Raw genomic sequence first — 15745 nt, 5'->3', positions numbered from 1 at the left:
ACACCAAAAGGCGTCACTCCTGGTGTGGATACCTGTCACCAAAAGAGTTTGAAGCCAAGACCGCGTGAGCTAACATAATCCCATCATATTGACCACCCGATGTGTCTACTTTCCGGGGGTCGGCCCCCTGGATGACGTGTTGGCGTAGCGAGACATCGAACTTTCGGGCAGGATTTTTCGGTGCTGTGGAATCCGGGATGATTCCTGCCCGGCCGCGTTCGGCGATGCGATGTTTGATGTTGTTGTAGGTCTGCCGGGACACGCCGATTTCCTTGCAGAACTTTGTGATGGTCTTGCCGTCACGGACGGGATCGAAATCTGCGATCTTCTTACGGATATGGGTTGGAATAGCCATCTGCATATTCCACCCGAACCACGTCCAAAAAGCTGTTAGACATCACGTCCACAAACCCCATGGACTCCCCGTCCAAAAACTAACTGGACTCCGTGTCCAAAAAGTCCCTAGACAGGACACGCCTAGTAATTACCTAGTAATCCTCGATCGCGTCGATTTCGGGGAGCAGGGGCGCAAGGTTTGGAAGTCTCTCCAGTGAGTCGATGCCGAGAAGCTCCAGGAATAGCTCGGTGGTTTCAAAGTATTGTGCTCCGTGACCGCCCTGTGGTGCAGTCCCCTCTTCCGGGTCCGTCAAAGTACTCTTCATATCCACTTCCCGGATCAGCCCGCGCAGCGCGAGCGTGCGCATCACTCCGTCTACGTTCACGCCGCGAACAGCAGAAACCTGCGCCCTAGTTGCGGGCTGCCGGTAGGCGATCACAGCCAGGGTTTCCAGCGCCGCACGGGAGAGCTTCGCCTGGCTTCCGCCGAGGAGGAACTTTTCCACCACAGGGGCGTATTCCCTGCTGGTGTACCAGCGCCACGCCCCGGCGGTTTCCACCAGACGCATGCCGCTCTCGCGCTCCTCGTATTCCGCCGCGATTTGCCGCAGCACCGCGAGCGCCTCAGCTTCTGGAACTTCCAACGCCGCAGCAAGGGCGCGAGGGCTCACCGGCTCGTCCACAACCAACAGGATCGCCTCAATGCCGCCACGGACTTCGCCACCACCAATAAACCCAGCTTCCCCACTCATGAGACCTGCTCCTTCGCCTGGGCCACGCGCTGCTTGGCAATCACGATCTTTCGGTCCACGTCCATGAGCAGCTCATCCACTGTTACGGGATCCACTTTGGCGTGCTTGCGCGCCTGCAGCAGGTACACCTGGGAGGCCCGCAGTGCCTCGAGCCGGTATACGGCTGCCTTCAACGTGTGCTCGCGGTACAGCCTGATCTTTTCTTCAGCAGTGAGCTGTTCAAACTCTTCCGGCACGTCAAAGACGCCACGGATGCTGGACTGGATGGCCTCGAGTTGTTCATGAGGGATGTCCTGGGCGTGGTGCTGCACCGTTTCCAACGCTGCCTGACGCGCACCGCGGATGAGGGCCTCGCGTTCTTGGTCGCCAAAAGCGTTTTGGGCGCTGGCCAGTGTGAGCTTTCGCATGAGCCACGGCAGGGTAAGCCCTGGCAGCACCATGGTGAAGAACAGCACGGTCAGCGCAATCACGCTCACCTCGTGGTAGATGGCAAAGGACGTCCCGGCGGGGATAGCCAGCACCAGCGCAAGGGTGACGAGCCCCCGCATTCCCGCCCAGGTCAACAGCAGCACCTCTTGGAGACGCAGCGGCGCTCCGGTGGCCACACCCTTGCGCATGTTGAAGCGATACATGCCGTACATCCACGCGGCGCGCACCGCGATGGCAACAACGGAAAGCACCACGCCAACCCACACCGCGTGCCACAGACTGGACCCCACCTCCTCAATGGCGCTGCGCACGCTCAAGCCGATCAACCCAAAGGCCACGCCGGTAAACAGCAGTTCCACTACATGCCAAAACGCCGTTCCAGACAAGCGATCTTCCGCCATCTGGTCAGCCTTCGAGCTAAAGGTAATTGCAGCGATCACAATCGCGATCACACCGCTGGCGTGAACTTCTTCAGCAATAATGTAGGTGGCAAAAGGAATCACCCAGGTCAGCGCAATTCTGGTGGAAGAATTACTCATCCAAGAATGGAGCCTCGCGAAGCCCCAACCCAGCAGGTAGCCGATGAGCACCGCCGCGCCGGCCGCATATAGGAACGTCAAAACCGCACGCCAAGGGCTCACCTCTTGCCCGGACAGCAGCACGCTTAGAGCGAGGTTGAACACCACAATCGAGGCGGCGTCATTAAACAACCCTTCAGTTTGCAGCGTGTTCGTGATGCGATGCGGCACACCCGCAGGTTCTGCCACGGCATCCACAGCCACCGGGTCCGGCGGGGCAATCGCAGCGCCAATAATCAACGCGCCCGCCAACGAAAGCGCAGGAATCAGCAGATACGCCGTAACTCCCACCGCGAAAGCACTCACCACGACCAGCGCCACAGACAGCATGAGAACTGTGCGCCACTCACTGCGAATCGCCTGCCAGCTCGTGCGCCGCGCAAGCGCCCACAGCAGTGGCGGGATGAAAATTGGAAGAATCAGATCAGCCGGGATGGAAATATTTGGAATCCATGGCACAAAAATCGCACCAGCCGCAACGAGGGTGTGCAGTACTGGCCACGGCAGACCAGTCCGCTCCCCCACAGCCACCATGATGACCGTGACCAGCAGTAATCCGATGATCGCGATGAGTATTTCCATGAATGTCCTTTCCACCCACGCCGAGCAGGTGCCATCAAGGCATTGTAGATCGGACAAGTGTCACGGTGCTTGCGCCCCCACGCCCAAACGTCTCCCAAATCTTCGGCGGCGTCACCACTGCGGTGTCACCACTGCTACATCACCACTGCGGCGGGAGCATGATTGTGGTGGTGAGCTTGGCAAACTCCTCAGCTTCCAAATTGCCCACACCATCATTGATGCTGCCTAAGAATGGAACGTTGGTGGCGTTACTCACCTTCATCAACATCAACCTGGTTTGTAGATCAGCCCCGGCGGGCAGCTTGCCACCGATCAGCCCTTCCACCTTCGCGCCGCAGGCGCGCGCAAACTCCACGGCCTGCACCGCGAGGCTCACCGCGCCAGGAGCCATCCCGGATACCACAACAAGCGGGGCGTGAAGCTCCGCTGCGATGTCAGCAATGGTCTTGTGCCCGATGAGTGGCACGCTGAGGCCTCCGGAGCCTTCCACGATTATGGTCTTGCCAGTGGCTTGGAGCTCCTGGACGGCAGCGATCGGATTGGGTTCGTCGGAAAAATCCAGCCCCTTGGAGCCTGTGAGCTTCTCCACGGTGTTGATGTCCGTCTTTGCAGCGGTGCCAGCGAGGCGAGCCACTTTCACAGGGACGACGTCACGCCCCCGCTTGCGCAGAACCTGCAAGATTGCGGCCACTGCGGTGGTTTTGCCAACCCCGGACGCGAGGCCGGCCACCACTACAATGCTCACCGTTGCCTCCCTTTCCGCTCACGCCCAAAAGTGCCAATTGTCACAGGTTTTCAAGTGTACCTAGGTCTGAGAAGTGCTGAAAGCTGGTGTGAGCAGCCAAGCAGGCAAGCACAGCATTGATCCACGCCACACCCCCTCTCGCGCAATTGCGCGCTACTCCCAGTTACTCGCGGCAACGACTGCTGGGTCTACCTCGATCCCCGTCCAGGCCACCTTGAGTTCCTCGAGCGGTTCGGGCTGTTCCACGTTGATTGCCTTGGCTTTATACAGCTCTAGTAGTGCCAGGAACCTACCCACAATTTGCATGGATATTTCACAGTCGCGGGTGAGTGCGGCAAAGCTCAGCCAGTGTTGTGCACCCACAAGGCGCAGTGTGTCCAACACCTTGCCCGCTTGTTCGGGAACAGATACTGCGACCTCGTGGATGTGCCCCACCGCAACCGTCTCCGGTGGCTTTGGGCGAAACACCCCGGCGGCGAGCTCAGCAAAGGACTGCGCGGTGTGCCCGAGCTGTAGCGGTGGAAGCAGGTTCACAAATTGAGCCTCCATGGACACTTGCCGCGGGTAGCGCTGCTGGGCTTGGGCCTGCCAGGTGGCAAAGAGGTCCGCCACCTGGCTGTATGCCTTGTACTGCAGCAGGCGGGCAAAGAGGAGGTCCCGGGTTTCCAGCAGGGCCAGGTCTTCCTCATTGTCCACCTCGCCACGGGGCACGAGGCGAGCGGCTTTGAGGTCCAGCAGGGTGGCCGCGATAACCAGGAACTCGGTGACTTCATCCAAGGGTGCAAACTCGCCGAGCTCTTTGGCGTAGGCAACGAACTCGTCGGTAACTTTTGAAAGCGCTACTTCGGTGACGTCGAGCTTTTTTCGCTGGATGAGTTGCAGCAGGAGGTCAAAAGGGCCTTCAAAGTTTTCTAGGATGATCCGGAAACCTGGCAGTTCCTGCTGTTGCGGTTCATCAGGCACAGCGGAGGCTCTATGCGGAGGTGCGCTCAATGACTTCCCTAGCCAATTGCCGGTATTGCTGGGCGCCCTGGGAACTTGGTGCCCAGGTGATGATCGGCTCACCGGCAACAGAGGTTTCGGGGAAGCGCACGGTGCGGGTGATGACGGTGTCAAAGACTTGCTCGTCGAACACCTCCACCACGCGGCTCATTACTTCCCGGGCGTGGGTGGTGCGGCGATCAAACATGGTGACCAGGATGCCCACGATCTCCAGGTTGAAGTTCAACCGATCCCGCACTTTTTCCACGGTATCCGTGAGCAGAGCCAGGCCGCGCAGGGAGAAGTACTCGCACTCCATCGGGATGATCACGCCATGTGAACACGCCAAGGCGTTCACGGTAAGCAAACCGAGCGAAGGCTGGCAGTCCAGGATGATGAAGTCATAATCCCGCATCACCGGGCGCAGCGCGCGAGCCAGGGTTTGTTCGCGGCCCACTTCATTGACCAATTGGATCTCCGCTGCCGAGAGGTCAATGTTCGCCGGCACGAGGTCCAATCCGGGCACTGAGGTGTGGTGGATTGCCTGGTGGATGGAGGTGTGGTGGTCCACCAACAGGTTGTACACGGTGAGGTCCAGCTCATCGTGAGGGATACCCAAGCCCGCGGAGAGCGCGCCTTGGGGGTCAAGGTCCACCAGGAGCACTTTGCGCCCCGCTTCAGCAAGGCACGCACCCAGGTTAATGGTGGAAGTGGTTTTGCCCACCCCGCCTTTCTGGTTGCACATGGAGATGATGGTGGCCGGTCCGTGCTTGTCGAGCTTCGGTGGCTCGGGGATTTCCCGCACCGGGCGGCCGGTGAGGCCCACCTGTGGATCGGGACGATCAAACAGTCCTGCATCCTGCGCCGAAGCCGCCATATCAATCCCTCTTCCTTGACTTTTCAGCTACGAGCTTCGAGCGGCCGTGTGCCGCTCTCCCAAAGGGTTGCTCCTCATATGCCTCTTGCTAGGCAACTACAAGGCAATACTGCGCACCAGTTTAGCGCCTTGAGGGGAAAAATACACTGCTGTAATCTTCACCCAAACTTCAAGCACCAGGGCTTGACTTCCCCTGTGCCCGCTTATGCCCGCGGGTGGGAGGTTGCCCACACCTGGCGCAGATTGTCAGCAGTCACATGCGTGTAGATTTGCGTCGTTGTGACCGAAGAATGCCCCAACAATTCCTGCACCACACGCACGTTGGCCCCACCCTCCATGAGATGCGTGGCAAAGCTGTGCCGCAGCGTGTGGGGCGAAATCTCCCGGCTGATCCCCGCACCCTCAGCACGGTTCTTCAACACTTGCCACACGCTCTGCCGAGAAAGCGCACCGCCGCGCTGGTTCAGAAACAGCGCGTGCGACTTTCCCGTTGCCAGCGCCGGGCGCCCCCTCACCACGTAGCGGTCCACTGCCTCAATGGCCTTGCTGCCCACCGGCACCACCCGCGCCTTGTTCCCCTTACCCACGATCCGCACCAAGCCATCGCGAATCTCCGGCAGAGAATCCAGCATGAGCCCGGTGCACTCCGAAACGCGCACCCCGGTGGCATACAAGAACTCCACCAGCGCGGCATCACGCAAATCCTGCGGCGTGGCCGCATCATCCACCGGAATCGAATCAATTAGCCGCGCCACTTCATCAATACGCAGCGTATCCGGCAGGTCCCTCGCCGTCTTCGGTGGCGATACCTCCGCTGCTACATCCACTGGAATCAGGCCCTCCGCGAGCGCAAACTTGTGCAGGCCCCGCACCACCACGAGGGCACGGCCGCTTGACGACGCCGCCAAAGGTCGCAGCCCCTTCTGGGGATCCCCGGCCCTCAGCGCCCGCAGGTACCCCTCCAAGTCCTGCGAGGTGACCGCGCTGAGATCCTCACGCCCCAGTGACTCCAGGTAGTCAAGGTATCGGCGCAGGTCCCTAGAGTAGTTGCTCAAGGTGTTGGCGCTCACCCCACGCTCGATGGCCAGGTGGGTGAGCCAGGCCTCAACTACTGAGCTAGGCTTAGCGGCCACGCGAGACCTTCTTCATGTCCCCTATGAATCCCTCAGCTTGGCGCCGTGCAGCCAAGGCCTGTGGGCGCAGCTCGAAAGGCTGATCTGCGTCTTGGGCCTGCGCGCCGCCTTTCAGCACCTGCCAGGCCGTCAAGATGCCCGCAACCGCGGTGGAGTTGTGCACCTGCTGGCTCAACACCATCTCCACGGCGCCCTCGAGCGCTAACCACTCAAATGTGAGGTCTGCTTCCTCGTCATCGCCGGCTTCAGGCCGCGGCACCTCGCTGAGGGATTGGGCAAGATACACACGCACGGTTTCATCGCAGAAGCCAGGGCTGAGCACCACATCTATCAGCAACTTCCAGTCCTGCGCCGCAAGCCCCGCCTCTTCTTGCAGTTCTCGTTTGGCACATTCCAGTGGGTCCTCCTGCGCCACGTCCAGCAGGCCGGCGGGAAGCTCCCACAGCCGCGTCCCCACCGCATGCCGGTATTGCCGGATCATCGCGATGCGAGCGCCATCAAAGGCCACCACCGCAACAGCTCCGAAGTGCTCCACGATTTCTCGCGCGGCCGTGCTGCCTTTCGGCATGCGGACCTGGTCGCGTCGGACTGCGAGAATTGGAGCGTCCACTAAGAGCTCCGTGCTTTGGACCTCGAACTCGTGCTGCATGTTAGTTGTTGTCGGTGGTTGGCAGCGCAGGTGCTACAGCTTCGGCGCTCGCGGCGGTACCATAGGCTCCCGAGCGGCCTTCGAGTTGCTCACGCACGGCGAGCACAGTTGCCACCTGAGCCCAAGCGCGGTCTACTGAATCCACGGTGCTTACGTCCTCGCGGGCATTCGCATTCTCCCTGAGCAGCGCCAACGTGCCCTGCTCGCCAGCCGCAAACACCCGTCCGGCCACCACTACATTGCCGCCGCGGGAGTCCAAGGCACGGGCAAAGTTGGCTTGGTTTTCCGCAGCGAATGCCGCCTCAGGCGAGCCGTTGTTACCCGTGAGCAAAATGATGGACTGCGCAGGCAAAATGGTGCCAGTTGCGTAGCTGATAAAGCCGGCGTCGCTCAAAGCCCCGAGGATAATTGCGCGATCCTCTGAACTTGCCTGTTCCTGGCCATTTTCCGGGTTCAACGCGAGCGCACTGCCCAAGGACTCACCGGCGTGGGTCCCGGAATCCAGGCGGTCCACGGAAAGTTGCACACCTGCGGGGAGGGTGTTGGTGATGAGGCTCTTGAGCTCGTCCGCGCCATCCTGGCTGAAGAACTTGTCCTCCAATGTGATGGTCCCGGAATCACCGGCACCAGCCTCTCGCAAGAGCGCCCGCAGGCCTTCGTAGTCCTCCTCGGAGGCGTCGGCCGTGCGCAGAATAAGCACCTGGCGCTGCTCGAGTGTGCCACGCACTGCGGTGGGGGCCACCTCTTTGATGAAGGTGTCCGCACTTGCCGCCTGTGCATTGGCCACCTCAACTTCCAACTTGGCGGCATCCCGCTCGGTGGTGAGCGTCTGCTCCTGCGCCAATTGGCCACCCGGAAGGTTGGGCGCCAACAGGTAGGTACCCGCTGCCACACCTGCGGCCAGGCCAAATGCGATACCTGCCATTGCCGCAGCACCACGGCCAGTCTTTTGTGCCATCGAATCGATCCTTCTGCGTGTGCTCGGAAGCTAGTTGAACAGGCCTTGGAAGCTCAAGGCCAGGTTGTTCCACGTGTCAATGAGGTTTTCAGTGAACGTGCCGTTGCCACTGGTGCCCGCGATCATGCCGAGCACCCCGATGAGCACCAGCAGGCCAAGAATGACCCACAACCAGGTGAGGTTGGTGTTGCTGCGCACGCTATAGAGGTTTGCCATCGCGCGGGCATCAATGAGCTTCGGAGCAATCTTGGCGTAGGTAAGCAGCGTTGCCGGAGATGCCTCGCCCTGGGCGGCAAACACCGAGTCCAGATCAAAACCACTGCCTGCGTGCACAATCAGCTCTGCGCCGTGGTAATCCGCCAAAAGCAACGCCAAATCAGAAGCGCTGTCCACGGCCGCGGGGAAGGTCATCGCCCCCACGCCAAGGTCTTGAATGCGCTCCAGGCCAGCCGCGTGACCGTCGGGATCCGCTGGCAGCACCACGCGCGCACCGCTGCGCAGCGCCTCCGCCCCGATCCCAGCAGGATTACCGACGATAAAGTGTGGCTTCATCCCCAGTTCTACGAGTGTATCGGCGGCGTCATCCACCGCGATGATCGCTGGGTCATATTCACGGATGAAGTTACGCAGTTCCTTAACCTGATTGCGGTGGCCCGCAGTGGGGCTGACCACGAGCACTTTGCGGTCCCGCAGCTCCGAACCCATGTCCGGCACGCCGAGGCCATCAATGAGCAGTGGCGCCTCGGAGTGGATGAACTGGATGGTGTTGCCAAAGTAGGCCTCCATGTGGTCGATCAGCGACTGCTGCGCGTCCACAAATGAGGCCTCCGCCTGCGCCGCGGAAATCGGTTCAGCGGTGGCGATGAGCTTTTCGCTCTGGAAAAGCTGCCCGTCCTTAGTCAGGCGCCCCTTCTTGCCGTCCTTCAGCGCGCTTAACAGGTCGGCGCCACCGCCTTCATAGAGGTCAATGCCGGCGTCGAGCAGCATTTGGGGGCCAAAGTTGGGGATGGCGCCCGTGGTGAACTGACCGGCGTTGACCACTGCTGCTGGGCGCGCCTCGATGAGTTGCTGGGCAAGCGGGCGGCTAATATCTGGAGCATTGACTACCGCAATGTCTCCCGCGCCGAGGCGCTTGAAACCCTTGGCGTTGGCCGTGCAGTCACGCAGGGTTGCCTGCAAACCGGGCAGATCAGAGGAGCGACTAAACAGACTCATACGCCCCAGTAAAACCAACAACCACACGTTTTTCGGTGAGGCGCGCGCAAAAACACCGATATTTTGGCTGTTTTTTCCAACAGCGGCACGGGGCTGCGCTGCCCCGCCGCTTGCCCTACAGCTTGCCCCGGCAGCTTCCCCGCCGCTTGCCGGGCTTGCTGTCCCCCCACGCCGCCCGTCCCGTCATCCGTTATCCCGTTATCCTGCGCGAAGGCTCTCAACTTCCTGCTGCGCCTTGTCCAGCAACTCCTGGGCGTGCGCGCGGCCGGTGTCTGTATCATCCAGGCCGGCGAGCATCCGCGCCAGTTCCTCCACCCTGCGCTGCTCATCGAGGTGCTCCACACCGGAGGTCACGGAATCATCAGCCACATCTTTCACCACATGCAGGTGTGTATCCGCGTAGGCCGCCACCTGCGGCAGGTGGGTGACCACGATCACTTGGTTATTGGTGGCCAGCTTTGCCAACCGGCGCCCAATCTCCACGGCGGCGCGGCCGCCAACACCGGCATCAACCTCATCAAACACCAGGGTTGTGCCCGCGGTTCCGGCGGAAAGAATCACCTCCAACGCCAGCATGATGCGAGAAAGCTCACCGCCGGAAGCGGAACTTGCCAACGGCTGTGGTTTAGCGCTTTGGTTATGCGCCATGGTGAACTCCACGGCGTCAATCCCGCTGGGCCTTGGCGCTACTACCTCATGGCGCACGCCGAACACCGCCTTTGGCATGGCCAAGCCACGCAGCTCCGCCGTGACAGCCTCTGAGAGCGCCGTGATTGCCTTTCGCCTGGCTGCCGAGAGCTTTTCCGCAGCCTTCATCATTGCCACCTGGCTTGCAGCCACATCTTTTTCCAGCTGCTCCAGAGCCAACGGGGAAATGTCAATAGCCTCAAGCCGCGCTTGGGCCTTAGCCAGCCATTGCAACACACCATCCACGTCAGGGGCGTACTTCCTGGTAAGCCCCTTGATCTGCTGCTGGCGCTGCAGCATCTCCTCGAGTGCAGCTGGGTCCGCGGGCAGATCGCTCAGGAATGCGCCGAGCTCTCCAGAAACGTCACGCAACGCCGCGGCAACCTCCTCTAGGCGTTCAGAAATTGCCTGCAGGGCCGGGTCCTGGGAGCCGCGCAGTGCACCAAGAGCATGCCCCACCAAGTCGGAGGCGCCTAGGCCTTCATCCCCGCTGCCTCCTCCTAGGCCTACAGCACCAGCGAACTCCTCAAGCGCCTGCGCACCATCAATACTGCCGAGTGCCAGCACGGTTTGTTCACGCAGTTCATCCACGGCCTGCAGGCGTTTAATACTCACCTGCAGTTCCGCATCCTCACCTTGCTGGGGGTCCACTCCTTGAATTTCTTGGATGGCAAATTCCAGGCGGTCGATCTCCTGGGCCAACTCCATACGGGAGTTTTTGCGCTCAGCGAGTTCTTTGGAAAGCTTCTGGAACTTGCGGTACTGCTCCAGGTAAGCGGCCTTCAGCGCCTCAATCTTGCCGTCCGCGCGGTCCAGCGCCTCCAACTGCTGGTCCGGGTGCAGGAGACGGAGCTGATCATTTTGGCCGTGGATGGTGAGGAGTTCCCCACTGAACTCAGCCAGGTGGGAGGCCGGGACGGAACGCCCACCCAAATACGCCTTGGAGCGGCCTTTTTCACTGATGGTTCGGCTGGCAATGATTTCCCCATTTTCATCCAACTCACCACCGGCACCCTCCACCATCGCAATCACCTGCTGTTTGAGGTGCGGAGCTAGTTGGTCCACAGAGAAGCGCCCTTCCACCGCCGCCTGCGTTGCCTGTGTGCGGACCTTGGACGCGTCGGCACGGCCCCCGGCGAGCAGCCGCAAGCTGGTCACCACCATGGTTTTTCCGGCGCCCGTTTCACCGGTGAGCACGGTGAGTCCCGCGCCGAACTCAAGAGAGCTGGTGGAGATCACACCGAGGTTTTCGATCGAAAGATCCGCAAGCATGCTCACCATCGTAGCCTAGACAGCCACTCCACAGGGGAACAGGTGTGCGAGCCGTGGTGTTAGCTGCGTGAAGCTGCCCCTAGGTGCCTTGGATGTTTTTGGCCTCGTTTGGGCCACGCCAGCCTTCGGTAGGCAGCCGCAACTTGGATACCAGGCGATCCGTAAATGGCCGGTTATCCAGCCGTACCCACTTCACTGGGCGCTCCCCGCGGCGCACTTCCACGCGCGCACCAGGAGGAACGGGGATGCTACGGAAGCCATCCATCACGGCCACGGCGGGGAATGCGCTCGCCTGCGATTCCACAGCAACCACTGATTGCGGGCTCACCACCAGCGGCTTGGTGAACAGCGCGTGCGCGTTGTTGGGCACAACCAGAATCGCATCCAGCTCCGGCCACAACACCGGGCCACCTGCGGAAAAGGCATATGCAGTGGACCCCGTTGGGGTGGAGACCAGCACACCGTCACACCCGAATGCGCTCACGGGACGGGCATCGACCTCCAAAATGGCATCGAGCACCCCCTGGCGATTCGTGTTTTCCACGCTCACCTCGTTCAATGCCCAGCCCTGCCCCAGTGGCTCGCCGTCCGCGCCGAACACCTCCACCTGGATGGTCATGCGCTCCTCAATGTCGAACTTGCCGGAGGTCACCCGCGCCATCGCTTCATCCAGGGAATCCTTTTCCCATTCAGCAAGGAATCCGACGTGCCCAAGGTTGATTCCCAGCACCGGGAGATCGGCCGCGTGAGCGAGGTCGGCTGCGCGGAGGAAGGTGCCGTCGCCGCCGAGGACCAGCACGAACTCAGCGCCAATCGCGGACTCGGGTACGTGGGGGACGTGCTTGAACTGGCTGAGCACGGGGTGGTGGTTCATGGTTTCGTCGCCCTCGCGCACCGCTACACGGACGTCAATGCCGGCGTCGTGAAGTAGCTCTGCTGCAAGCCCAGCGGTGGCGATGTTGATGGGCCTGCCTGTGTGTGCAACCAACAACACTTCCTTGGGGCGGGTCTCACCGCGGGTTTGCTGACCAAGGGTGTCCATTTAGGCGGGTCCTTCCTCCACTGCACGTTGCACCATTGCTGCAACTAGTGTGCCATCTAGTGGCGGCTCATTTGGGGTTTTGCGCAACCATAGGAAGTATTCCACATTCCCGCTGGGCCCCGGCAGCGGAGAGGCCACCACGCCACGCAGCACCAGGCCAAGCGATTGGGCAAAGTTTGCCACATGCTCAGTCACTTCTGCGCGCAGCTTGGGGTCGCGTACCACCCCACCTGCACCGAGTCGGTCTTTGCCCACCTCAAACTGGGGCTTCACCATTGGGAGGAGGTCTGCGCCCTCATCGAGGCAGGCAACGATTGCGGGCAGGGTGAGCTCCAAGGAGATGAAGCTCAAGTCCCCCACCATGAGGTTGCAGGTGCCGCCGAGCAGTTCTGGGGTGATCTGACGGATATTAGTGCGGTCAAACACCCTCACCCTGGGATCGTTTTGGAGGCGCCAGATGAGCTGCCCATAGCCCACGTCCACCGCGAGGACTTCGCTCGCGCCGCGGTGCAGGAGGACGTCGGTAAACCCCCCGGTGGAAGCGCCGGCGTCGAGGGCTCTTGTGCCGGTGATCTCCAGTCCTTGGGGCTCGAAGGCTGCGAGCGCACCGAGCAGTTTGTGGGCGCCACGTGAAGCCCAGTCATCATCCTCCGTGGCTGCGACCTTAATGGAGACTTCCGGCTCAACCTGGGTGGCTGGCTTGGTGGCTTGGATGCCTGCCACGGTAACGCGCCCAGAGCGGATCATCTCTTGTGCCTGCTCCCGCGAGCGCGCAATTTTCCTGCGCACAAGCTCGGCGTCCAACCTGCGCCTGGTTGCCATGATGTCCCTTTCTTGCAGTATTTCTTCCCAGATACTTGCCCTGCGTTACGCTGATTTGCTGCGGTGCTACTTTGCCGGGGTGCTACTTCAGGGCATTGTTGAGGATCGCGTGCGCCGCTTGAAGCTGCTCCAACTCCTCGGTGGGGCCGTCGGTTGGTTCGCTAAAGATTGCTTCAACCTGCGCCACGAGCTCATCCGGGTCCACAGCTAGAGCGCGGGGATCCCCCGGTACCGGCTTTGGTGTTAGGTGTTGCACGAGTTCTCCTTGGTCTTCTCCTGGGTCCGGTGCTTTATTACAGGTCAGCACTCGGTGCGAAGCTAGACCCACGCAGCCACGGCAGCCTGTGCTGCAGGCCCCTCAGCGATCAGCTCACCTTCAAATGAGGATTGACTTGCCCAGGCCACCTGCAACGCCGTGCGCAGCGCCTGGGTTGCGGGCTTCTCGCCCTCCAGAACGCCTGCGCCAGCACCGCCACCGCCGCTGAGCACAATGTTGCCATCTTGCGCGGTAGCTTGGAATCCACCCTGCGGCCCTGGGGCAAATGAAGCGGGTTCTTGGTCTAAGCAGGCCAGCGACTCAGCCACGAACGTCGGACGTTCGCTCGCTGCAGCACGAAGCAACGCCCAGTGCTTGGAGACTCCGGTGAGCACGTGGAGTGTGTCATATCCTGCGGCAACGCCACCTGCAATGTCCGTGTCCAGGCGGTCACCTACGGCCAGCGGTTTGGATGCGCCGAAGCGCTGTGCGGCCTGATGGAACATCGCCGGGCCCGGCTTGCCTGCGGATTGCGGCACCACTCCGGTGGCGTTGGTGACTGCCGCAACCAGCGAGCCGTTGCCCACACAGAATCCGCGTGGGGTGGGCAAAGTGGCGTCGAGGTTGGAGGCCACGTACTTCGCGCCTTGCTGAATTGCCAGCGCCGCTTCAGAAAGTTGCGCCCAGCCGGTTTCCGGGTTGTGGCCGTGCAGCACCGCTTTGGGCTGCTCATCGGCGGATTCCGCCACCACGTACCCCGCATCACGCACGAGTTGCTTGAATGATTCCGCTCCTACCACGTACACGCTGTCACCTGGTGAAAGCACTTCCTCCGCCAGACCGATGGCCGCTTGCGCCGAGGTGAGCACCTGGTCCGCAGTTGTAGGAACACCCATCTCGCCGAGCATCGCTGCTACGGCCTCTGGCCCGCGCGACGCATTGTTTGTGATGTACGCAACCGGAATCTGCGCGTTGTTGATGGCGTCTACGGCGAAATCTAACGCCCTGCCTTCGAGCCAGACGGTACCGTCGAGGTCAAAAAGGAGGGCGTCATACGCAGTGCTAAAGCTCATGGTGTTCAAGCTTAGCCCAGCATGGTGGGAACAACGCTAGTCTTGCTCCGCTTCAAGCTCCTGGATTCGCTCGGCAGCATCCAACAATTCAAACTCATCCTGGGAGGCCGCAACCTCAAACCAGTGTTTTGCCTGCTCTTTCTTACCGACGCGCGCAAGGGCGTCTGCGTAAGCGTAAGACAGGCGAGCTGCGGTCTCTCCTTTCGACTTCTCCGAAGGGTTCATACGCTCAAGGGTCAATAGTGCGGAGTCGAGCTGCCCGAGGTCTGTGCGGGCACCAGCGAGCACAATTGCGAACTCCACCTTGGACTCGGGGTCCAGCATCTCTGCTTCCTCAGTGCGGGCCATAGCGAGTGCCTTTTCGGGGCGGCCGAGGCCACGTTCACAGTCAGCCATTACGGCGAGCAAGCCGGGGCCACCGGAGATGCGCCGTGCTGCGCGCAGTTCAGCTAATGCTTCGCGCCATTCCCCTGCGTGATAGGCGGCAATGCCGTTGGTCTCGCGGGCTACGGCTACACGGCCGGCACGTTCTTTGGCGGCGCGTGCATGGCGCAGCGCCAGTTGGGGATCATCAGCAAGCAGCGTTGCGGCCATGAACATGTGCTTTGCTACGGCATCGGCGTTGTCACGGGACAGCACTTTGAGGTCCTGGAGGACCATTGGGTCGAGGTCGTTGACGTCGATGTCGCTCGGCAGGTCTGGTTCATTGACGCGTGCCTTGATGCGTTCCTCGCGGTAGCCGGAACGCATCGGACCGGTGAAGTTCTTGTCACGGTTGGCTCCGGCCCGTTGGCGGCGCATGCCATTGTGGCCTTTGTTGCCATTGCCTTCAGTACGCTTGCCGTCTCGGCTCCAATCGCGAACACGGTCACGGTCACGGTCACGGTTGTGCGAGCGGTTGCCGTTGGCTTCGTTGCGACGACGATCGCCGCGGTGTTCTTCGCGGTTGCGGTCGCCGTAGTGTTTGCGTCCACCGCCGCGGGTGCCACGGCTTTCGTGGTTGTTATTGCGGTTGTGGTGTTCTGCCATGGTTGTTTCCTGTGTTTTGGGTATGAGAAAAGAGCGTGCAGTAATTGGTGAGGTGTATTCTACCTTCCATTACTGCACGCTCTTTTACTCGTTCACTTTGAAGTTTTAGGTCGGCGGTGACTTACTCTCCCACACCCTCCCGGGTGCAGTACCATCAGCGCTGTCGGGCTTAGCTTCCGGGTTCGGAATGGGACCGGGCGTTGCCCCGACGCTATAACCACCGACACATCTCTTTTGTTGTTGTGTTGCTGTAGTTGTTGTTTTGTTTGTGGGGTGTTGTGTCAGATACTGCATAGTGGACGCGGGCGTATCAACAATTCTTCTCTGTG

The 15745-nt window shown here is 61.0% G+C and carries 16 protein-coding genes and 1 rRNA gene; all 17 read right to left on the bottom strand.

The window, feature by feature from the left end; all coding sequences use genetic code 11:
- Positions 1–13 precede the first annotated feature (13 nt).
- A complete protein-coding gene (locus tag NQ050_RS10370) occupies positions 14–355 on the bottom strand; it encodes a hypothetical protein (protein WP_257039258.1) in 342 nt (113 codons plus the stop codon).
- Positions 356–488: 133 nt separating this feature from the next.
- Entirely contained in the window at positions 489–1088 is a 600-nt protein-coding gene (locus NQ050_RS10365; RefSeq protein WP_257039257.1) for an SMC-Scp complex subunit ScpB, read from the bottom strand.
- On the bottom strand, positions 1085–2677 hold the full coding sequence (locus NQ050_RS10360) for a sodium:proton antiporter (protein ID WP_257039256.1): 1593 nt from the start codon (positions 2675–2677) through the stop codon (positions 1085–1087). The genes NQ050_RS10365 and NQ050_RS10360 overlap by 4 nt, the downstream gene beginning before the upstream one ends.
- Positions 2678–2816: 139 nt before the next feature.
- On the bottom strand, positions 2817–3422 hold the full coding sequence (gene bioD / locus NQ050_RS10355; RefSeq protein WP_257039255.1) for an AAA family ATPase: 606 nt from the start codon (positions 3420–3422) through the stop codon (positions 2817–2819).
- Positions 3423–3575: 153 nt separating this feature from the next.
- Positions 3576–4385, bottom strand: coding sequence for a segregation/condensation protein A (locus NQ050_RS10350; RefSeq protein WP_257039254.1), 810 nt, complete (start codon positions 4383–4385; stop codon positions 3576–3578).
- Positions 4386–4395: 10 nt separating this feature from the next.
- On the bottom strand, positions 4396–5280 hold the full coding sequence (locus NQ050_RS10345) for a ParA family protein (protein ID WP_257039253.1): 885 nt from the start codon (positions 5278–5280) through the stop codon (positions 4396–4398).
- A gap of 203 nt (positions 5281–5483) precedes the next feature.
- Positions 5484–6413, bottom strand: coding sequence for a site-specific tyrosine recombinase XerD (gene xerD / locus NQ050_RS10340; protein ID WP_257039252.1), 930 nt, complete (start codon positions 6411–6413; stop codon positions 5484–5486).
- On the bottom strand, positions 6403–7062 hold the full coding sequence (locus NQ050_RS10335; protein WP_257039251.1) for an NUDIX hydrolase: 660 nt from the start codon (positions 7060–7062) through the stop codon (positions 6403–6405). The genes xerD and NQ050_RS10335 overlap by 11 nt, the downstream gene beginning before the upstream one ends.
- Before the next feature lies 1 nt (position 7063).
- The gene (locus tag NQ050_RS10330; RefSeq protein ID WP_257039250.1) at positions 7064–8020 is read right to left on the bottom strand and encodes a copper transporter; all 957 of its coding nucleotides are present in this window, start codon (positions 8018–8020) and stop codon (positions 7064–7066) included.
- A 30-nt stretch (positions 8021–8050) separates the two neighbouring features.
- Complete coding sequence (steA, locus tag NQ050_RS10325; protein WP_257039259.1) at positions 8051–9244, bottom strand: putative cytokinetic ring protein SteA; 1194 nt, start codon at positions 9242–9244, stop codon at positions 8051–8053.
- Positions 9245–9433: 189 nt separating this feature from the next.
- The gene (gene recN / locus NQ050_RS10320; RefSeq protein WP_257039249.1) at positions 9434–11194 is read right to left on the bottom strand and encodes a DNA repair protein RecN; all 1761 of its coding nucleotides are present in this window, start codon (positions 11192–11194) and stop codon (positions 9434–9436) included.
- A gap of 79 nt (positions 11195–11273) precedes the next feature.
- A complete protein-coding gene (locus NQ050_RS10315; protein ID WP_257039248.1) occupies positions 11274–12236 on the bottom strand; it encodes an NAD kinase in 963 nt (320 codons plus the stop codon).
- Positions 12237–13058 carry a TlyA family RNA methyltransferase gene (locus NQ050_RS10310; protein ID WP_257039247.1) on the bottom strand — a complete coding sequence of 274 codons (822 nt, stop codon included), beginning with the start codon at positions 13056–13058 and terminating at the stop codon, positions 12237–12239.
- An 82-nt stretch (positions 13059–13140) separates the two neighbouring features.
- The gene (locus tag NQ050_RS10305; protein WP_257039246.1) at positions 13141–13314 is read right to left on the bottom strand and encodes a hypothetical protein; all 174 of its coding nucleotides are present in this window, start codon (positions 13312–13314) and stop codon (positions 13141–13143) included.
- A gap of 62 nt (positions 13315–13376) precedes the next feature.
- Complete coding sequence (locus tag NQ050_RS10300) at positions 13377–14387, bottom strand: HAD-IIA family hydrolase (protein ID WP_257039245.1); 1011 nt, start codon at positions 14385–14387, stop codon at positions 13377–13379.
- Between the two features lie 36 nt (positions 14388–14423).
- Positions 14424–15416, bottom strand: a complete 993-nt coding sequence (locus NQ050_RS10295; protein WP_257039244.1) for a hypothetical protein — start codon at positions 15414–15416, stop codon at positions 14424–14426.
- A gap of 108 nt (positions 15417–15524) precedes the next feature.
- Positions 15525–15641: ribosomal RNA gene (gene rrf, locus NQ050_RS10290) — 5S ribosomal RNA — on the bottom strand.
- Positions 15642–15745 lie beyond the last annotated feature (104 nt).

It is taken from the genome of Corynebacterium sp. 122RC1, from assembly GCF_024580955.1.
GTDB lineage: Bacteria > Actinomycetota > Actinomycetes > Mycobacteriales > Mycobacteriaceae > Corynebacterium > Corynebacterium kozikiae.
The sequence above is the reverse complement of the archived record's forward strand: the minus strand, read 5'-3'. Positions and strand labels throughout refer to the sequence as shown.

Bases quoted from the DNA above. Each gene is read 5' to 3' on its own strand.
- NQ050_RS10360 (WP_257039256.1), bottom strand. From the start codon at position 2,677: ATGGAAATACTCATCGCGATCATCGGATTACTGCTGGTCACGGTCATC.
- NQ050_RS10365 (WP_257039257.1), bottom strand. From the start codon at position 1,088: ATGAGTGGGGAAGCTGGGTTTATTGGTGGTGGCGAAGTCCGTGGCGGC.
- NQ050_RS10300 (WP_257039245.1), bottom strand. From the start codon at position 14,387: ATGAGCTTTAGCACTGCGTATGACGCCCTCCTTTTTGACCTCGACGGT.
- NQ050_RS10370 (WP_257039258.1), bottom strand. From the start codon at position 355: ATGGCTATTCCAACCCATATCCGTAAGAAGATCGCAGATTTCGATCCC.
- NQ050_RS10315 (WP_257039248.1), bottom strand. From the start codon at position 12,236: ATGGACACCCTTGGTCAGCAAACCCGCGGTGAGACCCGCCCCAAGGAA.
- NQ050_RS10330 (WP_257039250.1), bottom strand. From the start codon at position 8,020: ATGGCACAAAAGACTGGCCGTGGTGCTGCGGCAATGGCAGGTATCGCA.
- NQ050_RS10345 (WP_257039253.1), bottom strand. From the start codon at position 5,280: ATGGCGGCTTCGGCGCAGGATGCAGGACTGTTTGATCGTCCCGATCCA.
- recN (WP_257039249.1), bottom strand. From the start codon at position 11,194: ATGCTTGCGGATCTTTCGATCGAAAACCTCGGTGTGATCTCCACCAGC.
- NQ050_RS10310 (WP_257039247.1), bottom strand. From the start codon at position 13,058: ATGGCAACCAGGCGCAGGTTGGACGCCGAGCTTGTGCGCAGGAAAATT.
- NQ050_RS10295 (WP_257039244.1), bottom strand. From the start codon at position 15,416: ATGGCAGAACACCACAACCGCAATAACAACCACGAAAGCCGTGGCACC.
- NQ050_RS10335 (WP_257039251.1), bottom strand. From the start codon at position 7,062: ATGCAGCACGAGTTCGAGGTCCAAAGCACGGAGCTCTTAGTGGACGCT.